We start from the raw sequence: 24,066 nt of genomic DNA, 5'->3' as shown, positions 1-24,066 counted from the left end.
GCCGAAAGAAATGCCCTACTGGAGCCCACCGGCGGCCGCAAGTTCGCGCGCGGCGCAGGCCGGCATCAACGCCGGGGGTGACGACCGCCGTGCCCCCGCTCGGGCGTCAGCGTCTTGCTGAAGAGCGCCGTGCCGTCGAGATCGCGAAGATCAACGTGGAACTGCCCGCGGCTGTCGATGTTGACCTCGCCGAAGAACTGCAGTCCCGCGTACGGCGACAAATTGGCCTGGCCGGGGGGCGGCGCCTTCACGAAGACGGCCTGCGGTCCGAAAGTGTCGTCCAGCACGCCGGGCCCGAAAGAGCCGGCGTTCAGAGGCCCGGCGACGAACTCCCAGAACGGGTCGAAGTCCGCGTACAACGCCGCCTTCGGGTCGTAATGGTGAGCGGCGCAGTAGTGCACATCGGCGGTCAGCCAGACCACGTTGTCGACGCGTTCGCGCCTGAGGTGGGTCAGGAGCTCGGCGATCTCGAACTCGCGGCCCAGCGCCGGGCCGCTGCCGTTGGCCGGGCCTTCGAAGCGAGCGCGTCCCTGCGCGTCGCGGCCGTCGCCGATCAGCAAGCCGATCGGCATGTCTGAGGCGACCACCTTCCAAAGAGCACGCGACTTCGCGAGTTCGCGCTTGAGCCAGTCCAGCTGCTCGCGGCCCAGGATCGCGGTGCTGTCGTCGGGCGCGGTCTGGCGGTTGTAGCTGTTGGGGCCGCGGTAGCTGCGCATGTCGACCACGAACACGTCGAGCAGCGGGCCGTAGCGAAACTGGCGGTAGACGCGCTGCGACTCGCGGGCATCGAAGGGCCGCATCGGCGCATAGTCGAGGAAGGCGCGTGTGCCCCGCGCGATCAGCAGCGGCACGTTCTTCTCGGTGTAGCGCGCGTCGGCCGACAGGTCCTTGGCGTCGGACCAGTTGTTCGTGACCTCGTGGTCGTCCCATTGCCAGATCTGCGGTACCTCGGCATTGAAGCGGCGCAGCGGCTCGTCGAGCAGGTTGTAGCGGTAGCGGCCGCGGAATTCGTCCAGCGTCTCGGCGACCTTGGCGACCTCGGGCGTGACGAGGTTGTTCCACACGCGCCCGCCCTCGGCCACGACGCTGGCCGGGATCGGGCCGTCGGCGTAGATGGTGTCACCGCTGTGGACGAAGAAGTGCGGCTGGCGCTGGCGCATCGCCTCGTAGATCCGCATGCCGCCGAAGGTCGGGTTGATGCCCCAGCCCTGGCCGGCGGTGTCGCCGCCCCAGACGAAGCGCAGGTCCTCGCCGCGGTCGGGCAGGCCGCGCAGCTGGCCGATCACCGGCTCGCTGAGCGCGCGCGCGTTGTCCAGCGACTGGAAGCTCACGCGCACGAAAGTGTCGCGATCCGGCGGCAGACCGGTCAGGTCCTGGCGCGCGGTGAAGTCGCTCGCCTTCAGTGCGTAGGGGCCGAGGATGCGCTGCGCGTCGCGGAACATCGGGTCCCTGGACCACTCGACGATCATGCGTGCCGGCCGGTCGCTGCGACTCCACACGACGACGGCGTCGCCGGTCGGATCGCCGAACTGCACGCCCTGCGCGGCGATCGGACGCGCCGACTGCGCGGTGACGATGGCAGGCGCGGCCAGCGCGCCGAGCGCGACGCCGCTGGACTTGAGGAACAGGCGGCGCGAGGGGAGATCGTGATCGGTCATCGAGGGCTCCTGGGCATTGGTGGAAGAAGCCCGCACCGTAGGCGGCGGCGAAGTCAGTTCGATGACCGGCGCGCGACGCGACGGTCACCATCGTGCTTCACGGAGTTGTCGCGTTGCGGTGCGAATGTGCGGGTCACGACGAGAAGCTCGCATGGCGCTGCAGCGCCGGCTGTTGCCCTGCAGATCCTGCTCGCAGCGATCGCGCTGTTCGCGCCGCAGGCACCCATGAAGCCGTTTCCATCGATCCGCACAGCGGCTACCCTCACCAGACGGAAGGCGGCAGCGCGGGCGCTCGGCCGGGAGGGCGTTGCGCATCAACCTTCGGAATCCTCCCGGGCAGGCTCGCGCAAAGTCCGCAGTTGGGACGCATCAGTGATCAAGATTGCCCCGGCCTCGAGCGCGGTTTCAAAGGCATCGGCGTTGAGCACTGCCGTACATGGGCCGACCTCCTCGGCCCATGTGAGACTGACAAAGCCCTGATAGGCCTCGACCAAGCATCGGCCCTGGGGCATGCGCACGGGTTGGCTGTCCGAACCCTCGTAGAACACACGCCCTCGCACAAGAGCATCGAACTTGAGCATGGGGAGCCACTTCAAGGTATTGCTGCACTGCAGCATACACCTGAGAGAATCTTTCGCTGAATGGCTCAGCCCGTCATCGCAGAGGGGAGAAGCGATGCGGATCCAGAGAGCGCTGAATATTCCAGCCGGTCGCCGGCGCCCTACTTCAGCGACCCCACCCTTCGATGCTCCCTATCCTGTTCCGTTCGGGTGGTCCCGACTGCCACGGCGCCGTCAAGCGATCGACACCGAACTGCCACAAGCGCTTCCGAGAATGGTGCGGGCGCCCGATGCACTTATCGGGCTTGGTCATCCACCACCACCGAGGACATCCATGCGCAACACATTGATCCTGCTCGTCGCACTCGCCGGGCTGATGACGAGCGGCGTTCACGCCGGTAGCGGCGGTCCTACGCTGTCTGAGATCGAAAAGCCAACACGCGTGCAGATCGGTCCGCGCCCGCTCTTTCTGGTCGACGACATGCGCGAGGGACCGCTGAAGCAGCAGCTACGCCAATGCGCACAGCGTGGCACCTACACGGCGCGAGAGTTCTCGATCGGGCACCGCGGCGCACCGATGCAGTTTCCGGAGCACACGCTGGAGTCCTACGTAGCCGCGGCGCGCACCGGCGCCGGCATCATCGAGTGCGATGTGACGTTCACAAAGGACAAGCAGCTCGTCTGCCGCCATGCCCAGAACGACCTGCACACCTCCACGAACATCCTCGCCACCGAGCTGGCGGCCAAGTGCACCCAGCCCTTCACGCCAGCTACTTTTGATGCAAACGGCGCCCTGGTCACGCCCGCCACGGCCGAGTGCCGCACCAGCGAGCTGACGCTCGCCGAGTTTAAGACGCTGCGAGGCAAGATGGACGCCTTCAACCCGCGGGCCCGCACAGTGCAGGAGTACCTCGGTGGCACGGCGAACTGGCGGACGGATCTGTATGCCGGGCCCACGAGCGGCACGCTGCTGACCCACCGCGAAAGCATTGAGCTGTTCAAGCGCCTCGGCGTGAAAATGACTCCCGAACTCAAGGGCCCCAACGTGGCCATGCCGTTCGATGGCTTCACGCAGGAAGCCTACGCGCAGAAGATGATCGACGAGTACAGGCAGGCAAAGGTGCCGCCGCGCCACGTCTGGCCCCAGTCGTTCGACATTCGGGACGTGCGCTACTGGGTTGCCCAGGAGCCCGAGTTCGGGCAACAAGCTGTCTACCTAGACGACGCAAACACCGTTGCGGACCTGCCGACTTACGCCGAGCTTGTCGGCTACAAGAACGAGGGTGTCCAGATCGTGGCGCCGCCGATCTTCGCGTTGCTGGCCGACGATGGCGGCGGTCGCATCGTGCCATCGACTTACGCCCGCAACGCCAAGGCCGCGGGACTCGACATCATCACGTGGACCCTGGAGCGCTCAGGGGTTCTGGCTGACGGTGGCAACGGCTTCTACTATCAGAGCTTTGACACGGCGATCAAACGCGAAGGCGACATGATGCAGGTTCTCGACGTGCTTGCGCGCGAGATCGGCATACTGGGCATCTTCTCGGACTGGCCGGCCACGACGACTTTCTACGCGAACTGCGCAGGCCTGCGCTAAGCAGCCATCGCGGGAGCGTGTAGCGTCGGGAATCGCACGGCAGCCCGTCGCTTCGTCGGCCGCCATGGGGCGGACGTACAGGGGGCCCTTACCTTGCCGCACTACCGTGCGGCCAGCAGGGCTGCCTGCTCCTATATTCAGACGCCCTTGCTTAGGGTCTGCAGGCCATGGCTGCGGGTGCGTAGTTGAAAGCTTGAGTAAAGGCTGGTTGTGTCCTAAGTTTTCGACGGTCGGAGATTCGTACTGGGTTTCAGTCATCGTGACGGTCTGGTCCGTTACGAGCGGTTCTGTTGCTGTTGTTTGGCATCAGTTCGACCCGGACTCCAGCCTAAACGCTGCCAAGGCAGAGGGGGCAGGCCAAAGACCCATACAAAGCTGGCAATCAACGTCACGCTGCTTGCACGAGGAACCGGTCAGGTAGCCGGTCCTGCAGTAAAAGCGATCCTTGGGCTCGGATAAACTTTTAGGTCCGCTTTGTACGTTTCCGTACCGTCGTTGTGCATCTTTTGCGCATCGGTGTTATGCGGCACACAAATTGCTACATCCGGTGCCGCACCAGCCATCTTGCAAGCAGACGGTAATCGCGACATGAAGCGAGATGTAGTTGCCGTCATAAACGACCATCACCGGGTCCTTGCTGATTTGATGGACCAGCTATTGGCGCTGCAAAGCTCGCCGTCTTACCGCCGGCTCTTTGACGAGTTCGCCAAAGGGGTCGGCGCGTTGCTGCGGGCGATGGATCTCTCGGTCATTCCACTCATGAAGATCGAGGGCTGGAAGCAGGTGTCGTCTCAACTGCTTCGTGAGCATGTCGAGCTGAAGCATCAGTTAGGCGAACTGCTGACTACGCGCCTCGATACGCCCGCCTACACGGCGGCCCTTAACACCATGGCGTTGAAGCTGCGTCGTCAGCAGAGGATCGGAGTCGAGCAGCTCTTCCCATGGTAAGCGTCTGGGCGTGGCATCTTGATCTGACGCGAACGGCAATCGACCCTCGCGTGCATGGCGAACGTGGTGGCGATGACTTGCAGGGCAGCGATGACGCGGCTCGTTCGCTGCCTGTGCGTCGGCGCCCTGGTCGCGTGCATCGGCCAGCGCATCGCCGCGTTGTTCACTGGGCGCGTTTGCGCCGCCGGGAGCACCTCAGTCGGCGCGGCGCCACCGGTGAGGCAGCAACTCCTCGATCTGGCTGTTCAACTGCGTGGGCAGCCGCGTGAGCACGTCCTTCAAGTAGGCCCAGGGCTCGTGCCCATTGAGCTTGGCCGACTGCAGCAGGCTCATCACCATCGCAGCCCTCTCGCCGGCCAACTGGCTGCCGATGAACAGCCAGTTGCGCCGCCCCAAGGCCCAGGGCCGGATCTGGTTCTCGATGTGGTTGTTGTCGATCGGCACAGCGCCGTCCAGCAGGAACCGCCCGAGTCCCGCCCAGTGGTTCAGGGTGTAGTCGATGGCCTTGGCAATGGCGCTGCCGTCGGGCACACGCTGGCGCTCGAGTTGCAGCCACACGTGCAGTTCCTGCCACAACGGCCGGGTCCGCTCCAGCCGCATCTGCAGCCGCTGCTCGGATGTCAACACCTTGGCGTCGGCCTCGATCCGGTACAGCCAGGCGATGCGCTGGATGGCCTGCTTGGCCACCTCGCTCGCGTTGGCCTTGACCAGTTCGTCGAACTTCCTCCTCGCGTGAGCCAGGCAGTTCGCGGTGAAGCGCCCATCCAGCGACAGCGTGGCGTCGTAGCCGCCGTAGGCGTCCACCACCAGCGTGCCCGACCAGTCCTTGAGGAAGGCATGGGGATACTTGCCCCCGCGCCCGGCGCAGAAGTCGTACACCACCCCGGGCTCAGCCTCGAAGGCGCCGCGCGCGTAGGCCCACATGTAGGCCTTCTTGGTCTTGCCCCCGCCCGGGTCCAGCATCCCGATCGGCGTCTCGTCGGCGTGAACCACCGGGCTGCCGAGCACGAAGCTGCGGTGCGCCTCGTACAGCGGCATCAACTGCGCACCGGTGTGGCCGCCCCAGCCCGCCAACGTCGAGCGCGGCGTGTGCACGCCCGAGCGGGCGTTGATCTGCTCTTGCCGGTAGTAGGGAATGTGATCGATGAAGCGGCTGACCACCGTGTGGGCCTGCAGCCCCGGGGTGGGGATGGCGTTGTCGAAGACCTGCGGCGCGGCAGGCTCCTGCACCATCAACTGGCAGCACCGGCAGGCCCACTTGCCCCGGATCTGGCGCTGCACGAAGAACTGCGCCGGCTTGACGTCAAGCCTCTCGCTGATGTCCTCGCCCACGCGCACCATCGGTTGGCCGCACTCTGGCGTCGGGCAATTCGTGTCCTCGGGCTCGACGCGCTGATCCATGCGCGGCAGGTGTGCCGGCAGTGCTTCGCGCTTGGGTTGACGCTTGCTTGGATGCTCTGGCTGCTTGTCTGGTGCAGTGCCGCCAACGGTTGCGGGCTGCAACGCGGCGAGCTGGGCCTCCAGGCTGGCCTGGTCGGCGGCACACGTCTCCTCGAACAGCGCGCGCTGCTCGGCGTTCATGGCTTCGGTCTTGGCGCCGAACTTCCAGGCCTTCAGCCGGGCGAGCTGGAACGTGATGCTCTCGATCTTGGCGTCGCGCCACTTGATGGCCTGGGCCTGCGAGTCGATGCGCTTGCTCTGCTCGCCAATATGCTTGCTCTGCTCGCCGATGTGGGCCAACATTTGCTCGGCCACGACGGCTAATGCATCGGGGCTCAGACCGCGCAGGTCTTGGGCTTTGAAGTCGCGCACATCGAGCATGCGCCATTGTGTTGACGCAGTCCGGACCGAGCCATTCGGACATGCGCCAATTGCCTTGCACAGGTCTGGCACCGTCGACTGAGCGCAGGGCAATTACATCCGCGTAATGACCTGCATTTGCGCGAGCCGCTGCCACGGCAGACCCAGCACCAGGGCGTCGAATTGCTGCTGCGTCAAGGTCATCGGCGCCGTCCCGGCGCTCACCTCGCGCGGCCAGTCGAAGCGCCCTGCGTTCAGGCGCCTGGCCGCGCACCACACGCCGAAGCCGTCGTGCACCAGCAGCTTGATGCGGGTAGTGCGTGCGTTTGAGAACAGGTAGCCATGGTGCGCCTGCGCGCGGCCGAAGACCTGCACGACGCTGGCCAGCAGCCGCTCGGCGCCTGCGCGCATGTCCATGGGCTCAACCGCGAGCCACAGTGAGTCGATGCGGATCACCGCAGCAACTCGCGCATCCAGGCCGCGCAGTCCGCCGCCGCTGCGATCGGCCAGGTGATCTTCATCAAAGTGGCGCCGCGACGAAGCTCGATGCGGATGTCGGCGGGCGCCGACTGCGGCGGTGTCGGCGCCATCGACACCGGCACGAACTGCGGCATGCTCGCGGCTGACCTGGCGGGCAAGGCCGCGGGGCTTGGTGGTAACACGGCGGGACCATCGCGCTCGCGTGCGAACTTGCGCCACCCATGGACGATGTTCGCGTTCAGTGCGTGCGACATCGCCACCTTCGCCACCGACGCCCCCGGCTCGGCGCATTCCGCAAGCACCTGCGCCTTCAACTGCGCACTGTGCCGTCGCCGCATTACCGGCCTCTCCTCTGCCATCGTGTCCACCTAACTTCTTGATGGACACGATCATTAGCCTCAGCGCTCCGCTGTTCAAGGTGTCGCCCCGAGACGCTTACTTCCCATGGCTCGGGGCTGCACTCGACGAAGAGCGGCGCATGCAGCTAGGGACCGAAGTGCAAGCTCACTTGAGCTCGTTGCTTGGCGAAGATCGTCGCGACTTTGACGAATCCGAGCCGGCTGCAGCACTGCTTGAGGAAGCCAAGCTGGTGCTTGGAAGTTTCCCGAACGCAGGAATGCCATCCATTTAGACGAGCAGTTTTCTCGCATCGCCACGGGCTTTGCGATCGTCGTCGATCTAACAGTGCTCGCAGAAGCGACGATCCGGATCGAACAAGCTTGTGGTTGGCGGTCAGGCTGCCAACTCAGAAACATTTGTCGAAGTCGTTCATCGAAGCTCGTCATTGCACGGGCTTCTTCTTTTGAGCGGTTGTACAGACGGGGGAAGCACCTCACATCTTGCCTAGACGACAGGCAGTATCGTTGGACACCACATGCGGCTCGATCCGCTTGGGACACAAAGACGATAGAGGGAGAAATGGCAACTGGCGACAAGCTCACCAAGCGAGAGGTGAAGGCTTTTCATGACGCTTGCGCCGCGGAAGTTCGCGGCTGTGAAAAGTTCACCTTGGAGTTACTGACCGGCGACTCCACATCTCGCATCGTGGCCGTCAGTCGCGACGGTATGCAATGCTGTTACGACGCAAGTTTCGGCGGTGATTGGATCGGTCAGTTCCTCGAAGACTTGCGTGCCGGCTGCTGGCAGTAAGCAAAAAAGAAGACCCCGGTGGAGTTGGACTTCGATGACCATGCGCACCGGTGCTCGTACCGACTCACGGCGTTCGTCCGGTGCCTTCAGCGGATGAATGCCTTGCGAGATCGGACTTAGTCAGTGTTGCTGCATGCGATGCCAGGCGATAGCCGAGTCGGTCCCGATTGACGGACCGGCTACTGCGAGCGCGTGCGGTGATGTTCTTCACACTGGGCGCGCCCCGCTTCGTGAGGCCGAGCAGTTGCGCCTCGCGTCGAGCCGCCGTGCGTCTCGCCTCTGACGGGCTGCGATTTCGCGCTATGTGAACTCCCCCCGATTGCGAGGACTCTTTCGTGCTCTGGAGGAGAGAATGGGTTGCCGAACGCCGTCTGCAGAACCTTGAGACCGGTCGTCGATGCCAAGATCTCCTTGGCGCCTGAACGACCGGAATGGGGCTGAGACCGTGAGTTCAGGGCTTGGCCGGAAACGACAGCAATCGCTGCGAATCCGTCAAAGCCATAGCGTCACGGTGTCCGCTCGACGCGGGGCGCGCTTTGCAGTTGCCATCCGTATAACCCGGCTCAGTACCGGCCCGTCGCGTCGGATGTGCAGTCCAAGGCCCATGCGATCGCTCTGACAATCTCCGCATGTCTCACGCTGTCTCTCTTCTGCGCGCCGCGCGTCTGGCGAACGCCACCAAGCCCTTCTTGGTTCGTGGCGGCTTCAAGCGCGAGCGCTGCGCGGGCTGCCGGCTGGTCCCGACGCACTGCATGTGCGTCTTGCGCACTTCGATGTTCACGCGCGCGGCGGTATGCCTGCTGATGGCCGACATCGAACCGCTCAAGCCGTCCAACACCGGCTGGTTGATCGCGGATGTGGTCGAGGACACTTTCGCCTTCGGCTGGTCTCGAACCGAACCCGATCCTGCACTTCTCTCCCTTTTGAGCGATCCGACCTGGGACTTCTACGTTGTGTTTCCAGGCCAGTACGCGGCGCCGGAACGTGTCGTGCACGCCGTTCGGACGCGCGCCGCAGGCCCTGTGGGCGCGACCAAACGTCCGCTGTTTGTTCTGCTGGACGGTACGTGGTCGGAGGCCCGAAAGATGTTCGGGCGAAGCCCTTATCTGGACCACCTGCCGGTGCTCAGTCTGGAGCCGGCCCGGACGTCTCAGTACAAGCTCCGTCGGTCACGTTGCGGCGACCATTTCTGCACGAGCGAGGTGGCCGCGCTGTGCCTGAATCTCGCAGGCGACCAGGTCGCCGGGCAGACGTTGGAGGCGTACTTGAACGTCTTCACGCACCACTACGTTCAGGCGAAGAACCAGCTGCCCATTGCCTGGGAAGGAGCAGCTCATCAGCGCTTGCACGAGGTAGTGGGTCGCCAGGGCGCGATGGAGCAGAGCGACGTCACGCTTGAAGCGACTCCAACTGCTTGACGGGCGATCGACAGCGCAACGCGATGGCCCTTGCAGACTGATACGACGTTTGAAATTGATCAACGAAAGCAGGCGGCGCCACTGCCGGCGCAGTAGGGTCGCATGGTCAAGATCCTGGGGCACTCGGCGTGCCGGCCTTTGTCTCGATGGTGATCGTGTTTTATCTGATGATCGCAAACCGCATGAACGGTTCCACCGCACCTGACTTCTGCGCCGGAGGCTTTAGATGAAGCGCATTGCCTTGCCCTGCGGCGAGACCCTGTCCGCACTCGGGCAGGGCACTTGGCGAATCGGCGAAGACAATCGCCGCCGCAAGGGCGAGATGGCCGCCCTGCGTCATGGCATTGACCTCGGACTGACCCTGATCGATACCGCGGAGATGTATGGGGATGGCCGATCGGAATCGCTGGTCGGCGAAGCCATCGCGGGCAGACGCGGGGAGGTCTTCATCGTCACCAAGGTCTACCCCCACAACGCCTCTCGTCACGCCATGCCGACTGCTTGCGACAACAGTCGGCGGCGCCTGGGTATCGAAGTGATCGACCTGTACCTGCTGCACTGGTCAGGCAGCGTTCCACTCGGGGAGTCGGTGGAGGCCTTCGAACGGTTGCAGCAAAGCGGCAAGATCCGCTACTGGGGTGTGAGCAACCTGGACCTGCGCCAGATGGTGGCGCTGGAGGCGGTGCATGGAGGAGCCGGGGTGCAGACGAACCAGCTCCTTTACAACCTGACACGGCGAGGCATCGAATGGGACCTACTGCCCTGGCTGCGCCAACGCCACATCCCAGTGATGGCCTATTCACCGTTCGAGCAGGGCGGGTTGTTGAAAGCGCCACGGCTCGTGAAGTATGCGAGGCAGCAAGGCATGACACCGGCTCAGGTCGCGCTCGCCTGGCTGCTTGCGCAGGACGGCGTGGTGGCGATACCCAAGACCGGCAGCAGGGAGCGGTTGGAGGAGAACGCAAGGGCACTCTCGCGACCGCTGACGCCTCAACAGTTGGGCGAACTGAATGCCCTGTTCGCGGCCCCAACCGGCCCCGTTTCACTCGAGATGATCTAGGACCCTGGCTCTTCAGCGCCTGCTGCTGCTCCATGGCATAACGCCTATCCTTCGGAGCTTGAAGAGGCCCGGTCAATCGCCACAGGGAGCGCAAAAGGCGCGGCGTTGGCCTACGGTGAGATCCCAGGCCCGACCCTGAGGTCCGTGATGCGCGTTCGCGCAGGCGGCGATACAGCTGAGGGTCCACGCCGCAGCGCTTTTCCCGATCAGCGCCGCGTTCTGCCATACCCGGCGGGCTGGACCCTCAAGTCGAAGGGCGGCTTACCGGCGACGCTCACGTACTCACACTCGCGGCCACTTCCAGTCGGCCACGAGCGGCCGCTTTCACGCCGCTCAATCTGCGGACCCGAAGTCACCCAGCAAAATCAAACGCAGTCCGGTGTGGGGGCATGCCCACTCCAAGCGAGTAGGGCAAGTCTTTGGTGTCCGTCAAAGAGCGGCGAGGCTGGTCTCGCTGGGTTCAATAAATTTCGGCGCGAGCTTTGCAATAGATCCGTTGCTTGTCTGTGTAGATCGACCGGCTCCGCTGGCGGCCCCTGGCGCTACCAACCGATCTCCCACGGCGGCGTGGGCTCAAAGCGCTGCACCAGGAAGTTGATGAGCGCGCGCACGCGCGTCGGCATCGTGCGGTTGGGCTGGTGCACCAGGTAGATGCCGAACTGGGGTACGACCTCGAACTCGCGCAGCAGCGGCACCAAGCGGCCGTGCCGGATGTCGTCCGCCGCGACATACACCGGCAGCGGTCCTAGGCCCAGCCCGGCGACCAGCGCGGCCTGGGTGGCATCCATGTCGTCGGTCTCGAGACGTGCGGTGAAATGCACGGTGTGGTCGCGCCCGTCGTGCCGCAGGGTCCAGACCCCTTTCGGCGCCAGAGGCGGAAACACCACCGCATCGTGGCCGGCCAGGTCGGCCACTCCGCGCGGCGTGCCGCGCCGTGCCAAGTAGGCGGGCGCGGCGCACATCAGCTTGCGGTTTACCGCCAGCTTGCGTGCCACCAGATTCGGGTCGGGGTCGTCCGACATGCGAATGCCGATGTCGAAGCGTTCCTCGCCCAGGTCGATCCTGTGGTTGCTGCACGAAAGCTTAATCTGGATCTCTGGGTGCCTGGACTGGAACTCGCCTAGCGCCGGCATCAGGTGGCGCAGCGCGAAGGCCTGCACGCAGGTCACGCGCACCAGCCCGGCCAGTTCGGACTGCGTCTGCTTCACCCGCTGCTCGGCATACGTAGCTTCGTGCACGACACGCGCGCAGTGCTCGTAGAAGATTGCACCGCCTTCGGTCAGGCTCAGCTTGCGTGTGCTGCGGTTCAGCAGCTTCAGGCCCAGGGACTGCTCCAGCGCGCTGATCTGGCGGCTGACCACGGACTTCGACAGACCGAGTTGCGTCGCGGCCGCGGAAAAGCTCTTCGCCTGCACCACCTGTGCAAACACGGACATCGCGGCCAGACGTTCCCTTAATTGCACTATTGAAGCAACAATGAGTTGCTGAAAGTCGTATTTACACCGAACGTGCAACGAACTAGATTCTGACGCATCGTGGAGCTTCAGGAGCAAGGCATGAGCGAAGACGTCATCAAGCTGGGTGAATTGCAGATCCGCTACCTGGTCGATGGTTCGAAGACCGATGGGCTGGGCGCGTTCGAGCTGACGGTGGCGCCGGGCGCCACAGTGCCGCCGCCGCACAGCCACAAACGCAACGACGAGTTCATCTACGGACTTGAAGGCACGCTCGGCTATTCGGTCGACGGTGTGACGCGGGAACTGACCGCCGGCCAGTGCATGTCGTCGCCGCGCGGTTCGGTGCACAGCTTTCGAAACACCGGCACGACGACGGCGCGCGCGCTGATCGTCATGACGCCGGACATCGGTGCACAGTATTTCCTCGACGTAACCGCGGTGACCAATGCCGGCGGCCCGCCGGACCGGGCCAAGCTGATGGACGTGATGTCGCGCTACGGGCTGGTGCCTGCGGCGCCGCCGCAGCCGACGGCGGCCGCGCCGGTGTGAAAGACTAGTTTCCGACGCTGCCATCCAATGCGTCGACGACCGCCATGGGTGAGATGTTGAGTTCATCGTCTCGAAAACCAGTCGCCGATCGCGCAAGGAGCGCGGGGGCGTCCGGCCAGCGCGGGCGGCGACGTTCGCGGCGCCGCGAGCGTCAGCGCGGGACGGAGAGCACCGCGGCCGCGAAGGCCGCGGGCTCGACGCCGGCGGGGCAGCCGGTGCCGTCGATCAGCGGCTGCAGCGCGGGCAGCAGGGCCTTCAGCAGCTGAGACGGCAGCGCGCTGGTGAAGTTGTACGCGGCCGCGTGCGGCTCCGGCACGTAGGCCATCAGCGTGCCGAAGTGGCGCTCGCCGATCAGGAACACGAGCGTGGCGGTGCGGTTGACGACGCGCGACGAGATCAGCACGCCGCCGCGGCCGTGGACGTCGAAGCGCTGGTCACCGGTGCCGGTCTTGCCGCCGATCGTCACCGGCGTGCCGTCGGGGCGAACGAGGGCGCCCTTAAGCCGCTTGGCGGTGCCGTCCTCGACGACGCCGATAAGCGCCGTGCGCAGCACGTCGGCCACCTCGGCCGGCATCACGCGCTCGGCCTCGGCCGGCCGGCGCGCCAACTGGGTCTCGTACGGCGTGCCGCGGGCGAAGCGCAGCGACTCGACACGCGTCACCGGCAGGCGCAGGCCGCCGTTGACGATGATGCCCATCAGCTCGGCGAGTGCCGCCGGGCGGTCGCCCGAGGCTCCGAGCGCGCTCGCGTAAGACGGGGTCAGTGCATCGAAGGGGTAACCGAGGCGGCGCCACGCGGCGTGGATCTCGGTGAACGCGTCGAGCTCGACCAGGTTGCGGATGCGGCTGTCCTGCGCCGACTTGTGGCGCGTCTTGAACAGCCATTCGTACGAGGCCTGGCGCGCGTCGGCGCTCGCCGCGACCACCTCGGACCATCCGGCCTGCGGATGCGCGCGCAGCTGCGCTGCCACCCATAGCTCCAGCGGGTGCACGCCTGCGAGGTAGGCGCGGTCGGCGAGCGACCAGCGGTCCGGCCCATGCCTGGCCGCCAGCGTCTCCAGCGCCGCATCGCTCGGCGCGCTGTTCGTCAGCCGGCCGGCGATGAACGCGCGCAAGCGGGCGGTGTCGGCCGTCGGCTCCATGCCGTACAGCGCGGCGGCCAGGCCCGAGGGCGTGCCGCGCGCATTGCGCTGCAGCAGCGTCTCGATCTCGGCCGGCGACTTGCCAGCGTATTGGCGGTGGAAGCGGCCGAGGAACTCGCGCCCTTCCTTGTCGGCGAAACGGGCCAGGAACTCGCGCCGCCGGGGGTCGTTCGGGTCGTCGATCAGCACCGTGTGCGCGCCGTCGCCGCGCGCGGTGACGTGATGGACCAGGTCGCGCATCAGCCGGATGAAAGGCAGGTTGACCGAGCGGGTCAGCGCCTCGCGCAACGTCATGTTGCGGCTGTCGTCGACCTTGTCGAAGTTGCCGAAATGGTGCAGCCCGCCGCCGGTGTGGAAGCCTTCGGCGGGGCTGGCCGAGTAGACGCGGTCCATCGCCTGGTCGAGCAGATGGCGCAGGCTGCGCTCCTCGTCGCGCAGCAACTGCTCGCGCGCCCAGCGGCCGATCGTGTCCTGCGACGGAATCGTCAGTGCGGCGAGGCCATCCTTCGACAATTCGGACCAGCGATGGTGCAGCTCGGCCACCATCTCGAGGTAGGTCGTCAGCGTGCGCAGCTTGGAGGTCGATCCGAGGTCGAGTCGCGCGCCGTCGTTGAGGTCGAACGGCTGATCGAAGTTGTCGGTCTGCACGCGCAGCAGATTGCCGGTCTCGCCTCGCTCGTACAGCGTGAAGCTGATGCGCAGCTTCGACGGGTCTTGCCCCGGATCGAGCAGGCGGAAACCGTACAGGCCGGCGGCCTGCGCGGCCTTCGGGTCGGCGAGGCCCCGCAGCAGCTCGGTTGCCGTGTGCTGCACGCGGCCGTCGAGCGGGCTGCGCACCGCCAGGTGCAGCCGGTCGAGGTCGTAGGCGCGCGACACGCCGAGCAGCGTCTGCAGCCGCGCGCGCACGAGCGTGCCGGCCTTGCGGTCGACGAACGATTGCGCGTCCGACCCCGGCAGACCGCGCTGCAGTCGCAACGGCTGCGTCAGCGCGACGTCGCGCAGTGACGGGGTGATGACGCCCGCATCGGCGAGCAGGCGCAGGTAGGCATCGGTGAGCTTGCGCAGTTCCGGCTCACCCTCGGCCAGGTAGTGCGACGGTCGGCGCTGCGCGACCATGAGCGACAGCGCCTGCTTGAAGGCCAGTGCCTGCGCAGTCGATGGGGCGGGGGCGCCCCGTGGCGCACCGAGCGCTTGCCGCACCTCATCGAAGTCGCGCCCGTACCACGCCCACAGGCCGTCACCGACGCCGTTGACCTCACCGAACCCGGCCTTGGCGGACAGCGGCACCGTGTTCAGGTAGTCGACGACGATCTGCTGCCGGCGCGGCAGGGTCTCGGTGCCGTCAAGATAGGCGCGCAGCGATGCTGATGCCATCTGGCGCACCTTCTGCTCGGCGCTCACCGTGCGGCCTTCGGCCGAATGGCGGTACTTCTCGATCTGCGTCGCGAGCGTGCTGCCGCCGCCAGCGGTGTGCGCGCCTGTCAGGCGCCGCAGCCCTTGGCCGACCACGGCCTTGCCGAAGCGATCCCACTCGACGGCGGGGTTCTTCATCGGATGCTGTGCGTCCAGGAGGTGCCGGTCCTCGATGAACAGGAGTGCGTCGACGAGCAGCGCCGGCACCGCGCCGAAGCCGTCGAACACGCGCTGCGGGTAGCGTGCGAGCGCGAGCGCATCGCCCCGGCAATCGCGCACGTCGAGCCCGGCCTGCACCGTCTCGCGGTACGGCGCGTGCAGCCCGCGGTCGATGAACTCGACCATGCGCGGTGACATGCGCGCCTGCGCGGTCAGCTCATAGCCCTGCGCCGACAGGCGCTGCACGAACTCGGGCACGCGCCGGTAGCCGAGACGCTCGTCAAAGGGCCCGGTGGTCGGGAACCGGGGCTGTGCAGTCGCGCCGGGCTGCACGGTGTAGCCGATCGCCGGCGCCTGCGCGCTCAGCCATCCGGCCTGTCGGCGCGAGGTGGTCGCTTCGTCGAAAATCAGCCAGCCGGCCACCGCCAGCGCGCAGATGAAAATCGCGCACACCACGAGCAGAGCGTTGCGGGTCCAGCGGGGTCGGTTCGAGACGGCCATCACAATGTGCGCGGGCGGCACGAAAGGGCTCGCCCGAGGCCGATATCGTGCCTACGCGCGACGCGCCCGGTCTGCACGTCTGGGCGCGTCTGGCGCCGCTTCTCGATCGATCGGACCGATCTGCCGCAGTTCGTGAAGGACGAGTTCGACGGCTTCCTGGAGTGCGGCGTTCTGGCCCACGGTTCCCCGAGGCTGCGCTGCGGCGACCCCGGGCATAGGTCAACAGCGCCAAGCCCTCGGTGGTGCGTGCGCTCCTCGAGCGCCCCAGTCCTGGGCCGCGGCTGTAGATATCTTCGGGCGGCGTCCTGTGCCTGGCGGGCTGGTGTGGCAACGAAATCGAGCGCTCCGCGTTCAACGACGAGATCGAAGCGATGGCGGCGTGAGCTGAATGGCAGCTATTGGGCGCTGAATTACGCGACCTGTCGGACCGCTTCGGGTCGAGTCTTGCCAGTCGAATCTGTCGTTGAGCAGCCGCGAAGCCGACGCTGCGATAGGCGAGCCGACAGTGCTCAGCTCGCGCGACTCAGCGGCGAGTTTCTGCGCCTCGACCTATCTCACTGAAGCGGGCTGGCGTGCGTTGGTGTTGGTGGGCTTGCCGTGTCGACCCACGCTACCACGTCGTTCTCGCCGTCAAGGTCTGCGCGCTCGCTGCGGAGAGCGCTTGCGGCCTGCGGCCGTCTTCGAACCCTGACTGCTGCGCTGCGCCGTGGTGCTCCGGTCTCGGGCAATCCCGCCCGACACAGACCGGCGAGGCGCTCTCCGATTCGGCGTTGTGGAGCCTGCGCCGGGTCCGCCGCAGCATCAGGAACACCGCTGCCGCCACGATCGGGATCGCCGCCCCGATCAGCAGGTCGGGCTCGATCGCCAGGCCGCCGGCCTTGCCGGCCTTCGCCGCGTAGCCCAGGAGTCCGACGACGTAGTACACGATCGCCGCCAGCGACAGACCCTCCACCGTCTGCTGCAGCCGCAATTGCTGCTTCGCGCGGCGGTCCATCGAGGCCAGCAGCGCCTGGTTCTGACGCTCGCGCTTGATATCGACCCGGGTCGACAGCAGGCCGCTCACCTGCGCCACCCGCTCCGACAGACCGTGCAGCCGCCGCGACACCGTCTCGCAGGTGGCGACCGCCGGGTTCAGGCGGCGTGCCATGAACTCGTCAATGGTCTGGATGCCCGCCAGCCGGCGTTCGCGCAGCTCGGCGATGCGCGTCGTGACCAGCGCGTGGTAGGCGCGGCAGGCGCCGAAGCGGAACTGGCTGGCGGTGAGTTCGCTTTCCAACTCGGCGGCCAGCCGGGTCAGCTCCTGCAGGAGCGCTTCGTCGTCGCCGGCATCGGCGGCGATCCTTGCGGTCAGCGTGGCCAGCGAGCGTTCGATCTCCAGGCAGCGCGGCGACAGCCGCCGCGCCACCGGCAGCGCCAGCAGCGCCATCATCCGATACGCCTCGATCTCGAACAGTCGCTGCAGCATGCGCCCGGCCTGGCGGGTGGTGAAGCTGCGGTTGCACAGCAGGACGCGCGAGAAGCCGTCGGCATGGACGCGGAAGTCGGTGAAGGCCAGGCCGGCCCCTTCGCCGACCTCGGCGCCGACGACGATGTTGCCGGCGAAGTGGCCGGAGAGCGCCTCCGCATCGGGCGACCCGTCGCCGGCGGCGATCACTTCCGCGTGCGCGGCCACGAGGGCGACGCCGGGCAGCGCGGCCACCCAGTCGGCGGGCAGCAGGGCGACCACCGGTTCGCTGAACGGTCGCCCGCTCGGGCCCGGCGCGAACAGCGTGATCGCGGAGAACTCGCCGTGGCGCTCCCACTTCAGCCGCACGGGGCCGATCTGCACGCTGAACTGCGTGGCCTGGCCGTCGGGCGGCTCGACCGCATGACGCTCGCACAGCGCGACGATATGCGCCAGCTCGCGCGCTCGGTCATGCGGTTCGACGAGCAGGGCGATGTAGCTCGCGCGCGAGGGCGTGCCGAGCGGCTCGGGCGGCCGCGCATGCACCTCGTCGGCCAGGGTGCGTCGCTGTGGATGGTCGGGTGGCAGCATGGTGGATTGTTCGAAACCCGTCTTGCCCGCGACGGTCATGGCGGTGCTCGAAACCTTGCGCCGCACGGGCGCTGCGCCTTCGCTCGGAGGGAGCGCAGCATATTGCAGATCCCTCCGCTTCGGATAGACGGCACGATCGTGCCGGTGTGCCGTGACCGCAGCCCCGTCACCGCTGGCTGATCGGCGCTGCCCTTCTGCGGCGAGGGCATGGGTGAGCGTCCGGCGGCCGAAAGGTACAGGCCGAGGCGATCGCCGCGACGGCGATCGGTTCCGGCTGTCCGCGGATCGCGACAATGGCCCGTCCGTACGGAGGCCCCACCTCGGTCCGACCGCCGCCGCTCGCCTGGAGCCGATTTGCAGCTTCCGATCTCCATCGACCCGAGCAGCACCTCGACCTTGCAGTCGCAGATCGTCGAGCGGATGCGTGCGCTCATCGAGCAAGGAGGTCTGGCGCCGGGCGCGCCGGTTCCCACCACGCGAGAGCTGGGCAAGCAGATGGGCGTCTCGCGCAACACGATCACGAGCGCCTACGAAACGCTGATCGGCCAGGGCTACCTCTACACCGAACGCACGGTCGGCACCTTCGTCTGCAAGACGCTGCCCGACGAATTCATGCGCCCTCACGACACCGGACTGCCGGCGCGCACGGGCAGCCCGTACCGCGCGATCAACCTGCCGCTTGCCTACACGGGCCGGGGCCCGCCCGGCCTGCACCGGCCCACGCCCGCCGGCATCACGGTTGATTTCGTGTTCGGGCGCTCCTCGGCGCGCTCGTTTCCCGAGAAGGCCTGGAGAAGGATCCTCACCGACTGCCTCGGCGGGGCGTCCGAGCGGATGAGCGAATACAGCCATCCGGGCGGCATCGCCGAGTTGCGCCAGCTCATCACCAGCCACCTCGGGCCGGCCCGCGGCATGGTGGTTTCGGCCGAGCAGGTGCTCCTGGTCGCGGGCTTCCAGCAAGGCATCAACCTCGCGGGCCACCTGTTCGTCGGCACCAACACGCCGGTCGTCATGGAGGCGCCGACCTACCGCGGCGCGGCCTTCCTGTTCGAAAGCTACGGCAGCCGGATCATCGCCGTGCCCGTCGATCAACACGGCATCGACGTCGGGCGCTTGCCGGCCGCAAGGGTCAAGCTCGTGTACGTCACGCCCTCGCACCAGTTTCCGACCGGTGTCACCATGCCGCTGCACCGCCGCCTGGCGCTGCTGGAATGGGCCGCGAAGGCGGGCGCCTACATCCTGGAGGTCGATTACGACGCCGACTTCCGCTACGAGGGCTCGCCCCTGCCGTCGCTGCAGTCGCTCGATCGCAATGGCTGCGTCATCTACCTCAACTCCTTCTCGCGCTCGATCGGCCCGGGTCTTCGCATCGGCTACGTGGTGGTGCCGCGCGATCTGATCCGGCCCGCCCTGACCGTCAAGTCCCTGATGGACAACGGGCTGCCCTGGCTGGAGCAGGCCGCGCTGGCGCAGTTCATGCGCGAAGGCAGTTGGGAGACGCACGTCAGGAAGTTGCGGCACACCTACGAGCTGCGCCGCAACGCATTGCTCGAGGCCTTGCGCGCCGAGCTGCCCGGCGCAGTGGTGTCGGGTGCCGAGGCGGGCACCCACGTGTACCTCACCTTGCCGCCGGGCGCGCCGCGTGCGGCGCTGGTCCAGCAGGCCTGCCGAGCCCTCGGTGTGGGCGTTTATCCCCTGGCGGACAGCCCGGCCTGGCTCTACGAGCACCTGGCAGACCACGAGCGCGGCCTGCTCATGGGCTACACCCACCTGAGCGAAGCGCAGATCCGGCGCGGCATCGCTGTTCTGGGCACCGCACTCGCAGCGTGCTGACCCCGGGGTCCGGGACGACCCTTAGGTGGCGCTGTCAGGCCCGGCAACCCTCGATCGGCGCACGGCGCCGCAACTGGCACCGTCGATTTTTCGCGCACTGGCTCTATCGCTGCGGCAGGCCTTCTCCTAACTTCGGCTCACGGTCGGCGCGCGCTGGCGCAGGGCAGCGAGACGATGTTGCCTCGACCGCGGGCGTTCATCCACCGTCGGCAACCGATCAGGAGTCTGCCATGTCAGCCCATTTCAGCGAGACCCGCACCGTGCGCGGCGCCTGCCCGCAGGACTGCCCCGACACCTGTGCCTTCCTGTATCACGTCGAGGACGGCAAACTCGTCGAAGTGACCGGCGATCCGGACCACCCGATGACACGCGGCGGCCTGTGCGTGAAGCTGAAGAACTTCGCCGAGCACCACTACAACCCGGACCGGCTGATGCATCCGATGAAGCGCGTCGGGCCCAAGGGATCGGGCCAGTTCGAGCGCATCTCCTGGGACGAGGCGCTGGCGCAGATCAAGTCGCGCTGGACCGACATCATTGCCGAGCACGGATCGCAGGCCATCCTGCCCCACGCCTACCTGGGCCACCAGGGCACGCTCAACGGCCTGACCGCCGGCGACGCCTTCTTCAACCGCCTGGGCTCGACGGTGGCGGAGAAGACGTATTGCGAGTCGGGCTCCTCGACCGCCTGGATCATGACGGTGGGCCCGACGGGCGGCCTGGACGTCGAGAGCCTCGCCTTCTCCAAGTACATCATCGTGTGGGGCATGAACATGCTCAACACCAACCTGCACGCTTGGCCGTTCATCCTCCAGGCCAAGGCGAACGGGGCCAGGCTGGTGGTGATCGACCCGGTGCGCACGCGCACCGCCAAGCAGGCCGACTGGCACATCCGCATCAAGCCCGGCACCGACGGCGCGCTGGCGCTGGGCATGATGAACGTGATCATCGGCGAGGGCCTGGTCGATCGCGACTACGTCGAGAAGTACACCCTGGGCTACGAGCAGCTCGCACAGCGCGCGGCCGAGTTCCCGCCCGAGCGCGTGGCGCAGATCACCGGCATCGCGGCGCAGGACATCGTGACGCTGGCGCGCGAGTACGCCACGGCGCAGCCTTCGGCGATCCGCCAGGGCGTGGCCGTGGAGCGGAGCCCGGGCGGCGGCGACGCGATCCGCGCCATCACCTGCCTGCCGGCGCTGGTGGGCGCATGGCGTCATGTCGGCGGCGGCACGGTCGAAATGCCGATCTGGGAGTTCCCCTTCAAGTTCGACTTCATGTGCCGGCCCGACTGGATCCGCCCGGGCACGCGGGTGGTCAACGAACTCGACCTCGGCGCGGCGCTGACCGGCGACATGGCGCTCGATCCGCCGATCAAATCGCTCTTCGTCTATAACTCGAACCCGGTGTCGCAGGCGCCGGCGGCGGGCCGCATCGTCGAGGGGCTGGCGCGTGAAGACCTGTTCACGGTGGTCAGCGAGCTGTTCATCACCGACACCGCCAAGTACGCCGACATCCTGCTGCCGGCGACGATGCAGGCCGAGCAGTACGACCTGATGGTCACCTGGGGCCACCTCTACGTGATGCTCAACCAGCCGGCGATCGAGCCGCCCGGCGAGTGCGTGCCGAACATCGAGATGTTCCGCCGCCTCGCGCGCACGATGGGCTTCGACGACGACTACTGGTCCCTGAGCCTGGACGAGATGCTGCTGCGCTCCTACGACTGGAGCGCGCCGCAGATGCAAGCATCACCCTGGAGGCCTTGAAGGAGAAGGGCTACATGCGCCTGAACGTGGGCCTGCCGCACGAGCGCGCGCCGCATGCGCAGGGCAATTTCAAGACGCCCTCGGGCAAGTGCGAGTTCGCATCGAGCCTGGCGGCCGGCGGCAACTTCGTCGTGCCGGTCTGGCGCTCGGGCTATGAAGGCATGCAGCCCGGGGACGCGGTGGACCCGGTGCCGAACTACATCGCGCCGGCAGAGATGAGCGATGCGTCGTCGGCTCAGCGCTATCCGCTCAACCTGGTGTCGCCCAAGCCGCATGCCTTCTTGAACACGCAGTACGGCAACGAGCCCACGCAGCAAAGGCGCCAGGGCGAGCAGATCATCGTCATCCATCCGCAGGACGCGGTCCCCCGCCGGATCGAGCACGGCAGCTATGTGCGCATCTTCAACGAGCGCGGCTCGTTCGAGGCACGCGCCGAACTCAGCGAAGACGTCTCGGCGGGCCTGATGATGACCAACGTCGGCCACTGGCCGGGCCTGAACCGGAGCGGCACGGCGGTCAATTCCACGACGCCTGCGCGGCACTGCAACCTCGGCCAGGCCGGCGCCTATTCCGACAACCTGGTGGACGTGCAGACGGTCTGAGGCCCGCCATGACCCACGTCGTGACCGACAACTGCCGCCACTGCCGCTTCACGGATTGCGTCGCCACCTGCCCGGTCGCCTGCTTTCACGTGAACGAGGTGCGCGTCTATATCGACCCTGCGGTGTGCATCGACTGCGGCGCCTGCATCCCCGCCTGTCCGGTCCACGCCATCGTGGAAGAGTTCGATCTGAGCCCGGACCAGCAGCACTGGATCGAGATCAATGCCCGCGAGTCCGGGCGCTATCCGACCGTGCGGGCGAAGCTGCCGCCGCTGGAGGGTGCGGCCGACCGGCGCCGCGAACTGGGCTACTGAGGAGCGCGGCCGTGACGGCGCAGGCCGCCAGCACGAACGCGGTGGGCGCGCCCGGCGAGCCGCTGCGCGTGGCCGTCGTCGGCAGCGGCCCCGGTGGCTTCTACGCCGCCGAGGCGCTGCTGGAGTGCGGCCTCGCAGTCGAGGTCGATCTGATCGAGCGCCTGCCGGTGCCCTACGGCCTGGTGCGCTTCGGCGTTGCGCCGGACCACGCCAAGCTCAAGTCCGTGACCGCCGTGTTCGACGGCATCGCGCGCGACCCGCGTTGCCGCTTCTTCGGCAATGTCGCGCTCGGGCGCGAGTTCACCGCGGAGCAACTGGCCGCGATGTACCACGCGGTGGTCGTTGCGGTGGGCGCCGACGCAGACCGCAAGCTCGGCATCGAGGGCGAGCACCTGGCGGGCGTGCACGCGGCCGGCGACTTCGTCGGTTGGTACAACGGCAAGCCGGAGTGCGCCGGGATGGACTTCGACCTTTCGCAGGAGGTCGTGGTCGTGGTCGGGCAGGGCAATGTGGCGATCGACCTGTGCCGCATCCTGGCCAAGCCGGTCGAGGACTTGCGCCGCACCGACATCACGCAGCATGCGCTGGATGCGCTGGCGGCGTCGCGGGTGCGCGAGATCCATCTCGTCGGCCGGCGCGGCCCCGTGCAAGCCCGGTTCACGCCGAAGGAGTTGCGTGAACTCGGCGCGCTGCCGGGCTGGCAGCCCGTCGTCGATCCCGCCTCGCTGGTGCTGAACGAGGAAAGCCGGCAGGAGCTGGCGCTTGCAGGCTTCGTTCACGCAGCGAAGAACTGCGAGATCCTGCAGGCCTTCGCAGCGCGCCCCCGCGAGGCCGAACGCACGCTCCATCTGCACTTCTACCAGGCCCCCGTCGCGCTGCAGGGGGGCAGCCGCCTGCACAGCCTCACGCTGGAAACGCAGAAGCTGGCAGGCCCCGCCGGCGATCAGCGCGCCGTGCCGACGGGGGAGCGTTCGAGCCTGCGCGCCGGCCTGCTGTTTCGAAGCGTCGGCTACCGGGGCTGCGCGGTGCCGGGCCTGCCTTTCGATACTCGGACCGGCACCGTCCCGCATCAGGACGGCCGGGTGATGAAGGCACCCGGCCATGCGATGAAGGGCTGGTACGTGACCGGCTGGATCAAGCGGGGGCCGACCGGCGTCATCGGCAGCAATCGGCTCGACAGCGTGGAAACGGTGGCGCGTCTCCTCGAGGACCTGCCAGCGCTGGCCAGGCCCAAGCCGGGACGCACGGCGCTGCTCGCCATGCTGAACGCCGCCGGGCACCGGGTCGTCACCTTCGACGACTGGCTGGCCATCGAGCGCGCGGAGCAGGAGCGAGGCAGAGCGCTGAACAAGGTGGCCGAGAAATTCGTCCGCGTGCCCGACATGCTCGCCGCGGCCGCCGGGCAGCTTGCGGAGCATGCACAGGCCTGACCCGCGGGATCACGACAAGCTCGGGCTCGTGGGGGCGCAAGAAGCCCAGCGAAGAAAGCTCAAGCCACACGCAAAGAAGGTAAGCGTGGCCTCAAGGCCCTCTTGACCGAGAAGCTGGGAGGGGACTACAGCAGGTCGCTTTCGCCGTCGTTGACCTCGTCGATGAACACGTCATTCGACCAAGCCAAGCCGATGGCCTTGT

20 protein-coding genes are annotated in these 24,066 nt (G+C 67.0%); 12 read left to right on the top strand and 8 right to left on the bottom strand.

The window, feature by feature from the left end:
• Positions 1-65: 65 nt before the first annotated feature.
• Entirely contained in the window at positions 66-1,658 is a 1,593-nt protein-coding gene (locus H0W40_RS03550) for an alkaline phosphatase D family protein (protein WP_292443237.1), read from the bottom strand.
• A 314-nt stretch (positions 1,659-1,972) separates the two neighbouring features.
• The gene (locus tag H0W40_RS03545) at positions 1,973-2,239 is read right to left on the bottom strand and encodes a hypothetical protein (protein ID WP_292443236.1); all 267 of its coding nucleotides are present in this window, start codon (positions 2,237-2,239) and stop codon (positions 1,973-1,975) included.
• A gap of 253 nt (positions 2,240-2,492) precedes the next feature.
• Here H0W40_RS03545 and H0W40_RS03540 point away from each other — a divergent pair, with 253 nt between their 5' ends.
• Together H0W40_RS03540 and H0W40_RS03535 are read left to right on the top strand one after the other, a co-directional pair.
• Positions 2,493-3,815: a glycerophosphodiester phosphodiesterase family protein gene (locus tag H0W40_RS03540; protein WP_292443234.1), complete on the top strand. Its 1,323-nt coding sequence runs from the start codon at positions 2,493-2,495 to the stop codon at positions 3,813-3,815.
• Positions 3,816-4,403: 588 nt separating this feature from the next.
• The gene (locus H0W40_RS03535) at positions 4,404-4,763 is read left to right on the top strand and encodes a hemerythrin domain-containing protein (RefSeq protein WP_292443232.1); all 360 of its coding nucleotides are present in this window, start codon (positions 4,404-4,406) and stop codon (positions 4,761-4,763) included.
• A gap of 195 nt (positions 4,764-4,958) precedes the next feature.
• Here the strand turns inward: H0W40_RS03535 and H0W40_RS03530 are convergent, their stop codons facing one another.
• The 3 genes from H0W40_RS03530 to H0W40_RS03520 all read right to left on the bottom strand — a co-directional run bounded on the left by H0W40_RS03530 (position 4,959) and on the right by H0W40_RS03520 (position 7,381).
• The gene (locus tag H0W40_RS03530; RefSeq protein WP_292443230.1) at positions 4,959-6,584 is read right to left on the bottom strand and encodes an IS66 family transposase; all 1,626 of its coding nucleotides are present in this window, start codon (positions 6,582-6,584) and stop codon (positions 4,959-4,961) included.
• A gap of 93 nt (positions 6,585-6,677) precedes the next feature.
• Entirely contained in the window at positions 6,678-7,019 is a 342-nt protein-coding gene (gene tnpB / locus H0W40_RS03525; RefSeq protein WP_292443228.1) for an IS66 family insertion sequence element accessory protein TnpB, read from the bottom strand.
• Positions 7,016-7,381, bottom strand: a complete 366-nt coding sequence (locus H0W40_RS03520) for a transposase (protein ID WP_292443226.1) — start codon at positions 7,379-7,381, stop codon at positions 7,016-7,018. The genes tnpB and H0W40_RS03520 overlap by 4 nt, the downstream gene beginning before the upstream one ends.
• A gap of 41 nt (positions 7,382-7,422) precedes the next feature.
• Between H0W40_RS03520 and H0W40_RS03515 the strand changes: the two genes are divergently transcribed.
• From H0W40_RS03515 to H0W40_RS03500, 4 genes are all read left to right on the top strand, one after another.
• Positions 7,423-7,674 carry a hypothetical protein gene (locus H0W40_RS03515; RefSeq protein WP_292443224.1) on the top strand — a complete coding sequence of 84 codons (252 nt, stop codon included), beginning with the start codon at positions 7,423-7,425 and terminating at the stop codon, positions 7,672-7,674.
• 287 nt (positions 7,675-7,961) lie between these two features.
• Positions 7,962-8,192 carry a hypothetical protein gene (locus H0W40_RS03510; protein ID WP_292443223.1) on the top strand — a complete coding sequence of 77 codons (231 nt, stop codon included), beginning with the start codon at positions 7,962-7,964 and terminating at the stop codon, positions 8,190-8,192.
• A 629-nt stretch (positions 8,193-8,821) separates the two neighbouring features.
• Positions 8,822-9,610, top strand: coding sequence for a tRNA-uridine aminocarboxypropyltransferase (locus H0W40_RS03505; RefSeq protein WP_292443222.1), 789 nt, complete (start codon positions 8,822-8,824; stop codon positions 9,608-9,610).
• A 226-nt stretch (positions 9,611-9,836) separates the two neighbouring features.
• On the top strand, positions 9,837-10,670 hold the full coding sequence (locus H0W40_RS03500; protein ID WP_292443221.1) for an aldo/keto reductase: 834 nt from the start codon (positions 9,837-9,839) through the stop codon (positions 10,668-10,670).
• A gap of 542 nt (positions 10,671-11,212) precedes the next feature.
• On the opposite strand, the gene H0W40_RS03495 is transcribed toward H0W40_RS03500, so the two are convergent.
• Complete coding sequence (locus H0W40_RS03495) at positions 11,213-12,106, bottom strand: LysR family transcriptional regulator (protein ID WP_292443219.1); 894 nt, start codon at positions 12,104-12,106, stop codon at positions 11,213-11,215.
• A 120-nt stretch (positions 12,107-12,226) separates the two neighbouring features.
• Here H0W40_RS03495 and H0W40_RS03490 point away from each other — a divergent pair, with 120 nt between their 5' ends.
• Positions 12,227-12,676 carry a cupin domain-containing protein gene (locus tag H0W40_RS03490; protein ID WP_292443218.1) on the top strand — a complete coding sequence of 150 codons (450 nt, stop codon included), beginning with the start codon at positions 12,227-12,229 and terminating at the stop codon, positions 12,674-12,676.
• 151 nt (positions 12,677-12,827) lie between these two features.
• On the opposite strand, the gene H0W40_RS03485 is transcribed toward H0W40_RS03490, so the two are convergent.
• Positions 12,828-15,890, bottom strand: a complete 3,063-nt coding sequence (locus tag H0W40_RS03485; RefSeq protein ID WP_292443216.1) for a transglycosylase domain-containing protein — start codon at positions 15,888-15,890, stop codon at positions 12,828-12,830.
• Between the two features lie 610 nt (positions 15,891-16,500).
• A complete protein-coding gene (locus H0W40_RS03480) occupies positions 16,501-17,964 on the bottom strand; it encodes a DUF3422 family protein (protein ID WP_292443215.1) in 1,464 nt (487 codons plus the stop codon).
• Between the two features lie 315 nt (positions 17,965-18,279).
• Between H0W40_RS03480 and H0W40_RS03475 the strand changes: the two genes are divergently transcribed.
• The 5 genes from H0W40_RS03475 to H0W40_RS03455 all read left to right on the top strand — a co-directional run bounded on the left by H0W40_RS03475 (position 18,280) and on the right by H0W40_RS03455 (position 23,864).
• Positions 18,280-19,758 (top strand): PLP-dependent aminotransferase family protein, encoded by a 1,479-nt coding sequence (locus tag H0W40_RS03475; protein ID WP_292443213.1) that lies wholly within the window; start codon positions 18,280-18,282, stop codon positions 19,756-19,758.
• Positions 19,759-19,988: 230 nt separating this feature from the next.
• Entirely contained in the window at positions 19,989-21,518 is a 1,530-nt protein-coding gene (locus tag H0W40_RS03470) for a molybdopterin-dependent oxidoreductase (RefSeq protein ID WP_292443211.1), read from the top strand.
• Positions 21,519-21,532: 14 nt separating this feature from the next.
• On the top strand, positions 21,533-22,120 hold the full coding sequence (locus H0W40_RS03465) for a molybdopterin dinucleotide binding domain-containing protein (RefSeq protein WP_292443209.1): 588 nt from the start codon (positions 21,533-21,535) through the stop codon (positions 22,118-22,120).
• Positions 22,121-22,128: 8 nt separating this feature from the next.
• Positions 22,129-22,434 carry a 4Fe-4S dicluster domain-containing protein gene (locus tag H0W40_RS03460; RefSeq protein ID WP_292443207.1) on the top strand — a complete coding sequence of 102 codons (306 nt, stop codon included), beginning with the start codon at positions 22,129-22,131 and terminating at the stop codon, positions 22,432-22,434.
• An 11-nt stretch (positions 22,435-22,445) separates the two neighbouring features.
• Positions 22,446-23,864, top strand: coding sequence for an FAD-dependent oxidoreductase (locus H0W40_RS03455; protein ID WP_292443205.1), 1,419 nt, complete (start codon positions 22,446-22,448; stop codon positions 23,862-23,864).
• Positions 23,865-24,066: the final 202 nt, after the last annotated feature.

It is taken from the genome of Methylibium sp. (assembly GCF_013817345.1).
In the GTDB taxonomy this organism is placed as follows: domain Bacteria; phylum Pseudomonadota; class Gammaproteobacteria; order Burkholderiales; family Burkholderiaceae_C; genus Methylibium.
The sequence above is the reverse complement of the archived record's forward strand: the minus strand, read 5'-3'. Positions and strand labels throughout refer to the sequence as shown.

What these genes read in the sequence shown, in the direction of transcription:
- H0W40_RS03550 (WP_292443237.1), bottom strand. Translation starts at nt 1,658, where the DNA reads ATGACCGATCACGATCTCCCCTCGCGCCGCCTGTTCCTCAAGTCCAGC.
- H0W40_RS03545 (WP_292443236.1), bottom strand. Translation starts at nt 2,239, where the DNA reads ATGCTCAAGTTCGATGCTCTTGTGCGAGGGCGTGTGTTCTACGAGGGT.
- H0W40_RS03540 (WP_292443234.1), top strand. Translation starts at nt 2,493, where the DNA reads ATGGTGCGGGCGCCCGATGCACTTATCGGGCTTGGTCATCCACCACCA.
- H0W40_RS03535 (WP_292443232.1), top strand. Translation starts at nt 4,404, where the DNA reads ATGAAGCGAGATGTAGTTGCCGTCATAAACGACCATCACCGGGTCCTT.
- H0W40_RS03530 (WP_292443230.1), bottom strand. Translation starts at nt 6,584, where the DNA reads ATGCTCGATGTGCGCGACTTCAAAGCCCAAGACCTGCGCGGTCTGAGC.
- H0W40_RS03520 (WP_292443226.1), bottom strand. Translation starts at nt 7,381, where the DNA reads ATGCGGCGACGGCACAGTGCGCAGTTGAAGGCGCAGGTGCTTGCGGAA.
- H0W40_RS03515 (WP_292443224.1), top strand. Translation starts at nt 7,423, where the DNA reads ATGGACACGATCATTAGCCTCAGCGCTCCGCTGTTCAAGGTGTCGCCC.
- H0W40_RS03510 (WP_292443223.1), top strand. Translation starts at nt 7,962, where the DNA reads ATGGCAACTGGCGACAAGCTCACCAAGCGAGAGGTGAAGGCTTTTCAT.
- H0W40_RS03505 (WP_292443222.1), top strand. Translation starts at nt 8,822, where the DNA reads ATGTCTCACGCTGTCTCTCTTCTGCGCGCCGCGCGTCTGGCGAACGCC.
- H0W40_RS03500 (WP_292443221.1), top strand. Translation starts at nt 9,837, where the DNA reads ATGAAGCGCATTGCCTTGCCCTGCGGCGAGACCCTGTCCGCACTCGGG.
- H0W40_RS03495 (WP_292443219.1), bottom strand. Translation starts at nt 12,106, where the DNA reads ATGTCCGTGTTTGCACAGGTGGTGCAGGCGAAGAGCTTTTCCGCGGCC.
- H0W40_RS03490 (WP_292443218.1), top strand. Translation starts at nt 12,227, where the DNA reads ATGAGCGAAGACGTCATCAAGCTGGGTGAATTGCAGATCCGCTACCTG.
- H0W40_RS03485 (WP_292443216.1), bottom strand. Translation starts at nt 15,890, where the DNA reads ATGGCCGTCTCGAACCGACCCCGCTGGACCCGCAACGCTCTGCTCGTG.
- H0W40_RS03480 (WP_292443215.1), bottom strand. Translation starts at nt 17,964, where the DNA reads ATGACCGTCGCGGGCAAGACGGGTTTCGAACAATCCACCATGCTGCCA.
- H0W40_RS03470 (WP_292443211.1), top strand. Translation starts at nt 19,989, where the DNA reads ATGTCAGCCCATTTCAGCGAGACCCGCACCGTGCGCGGCGCCTGCCCG.
- H0W40_RS03465 (WP_292443209.1), top strand. Translation starts at nt 21,533, where the DNA reads ATGCGCCTGAACGTGGGCCTGCCGCACGAGCGCGCGCCGCATGCGCAG.
- H0W40_RS03460 (WP_292443207.1), top strand. Translation starts at nt 22,129, where the DNA reads ATGACCCACGTCGTGACCGACAACTGCCGCCACTGCCGCTTCACGGAT.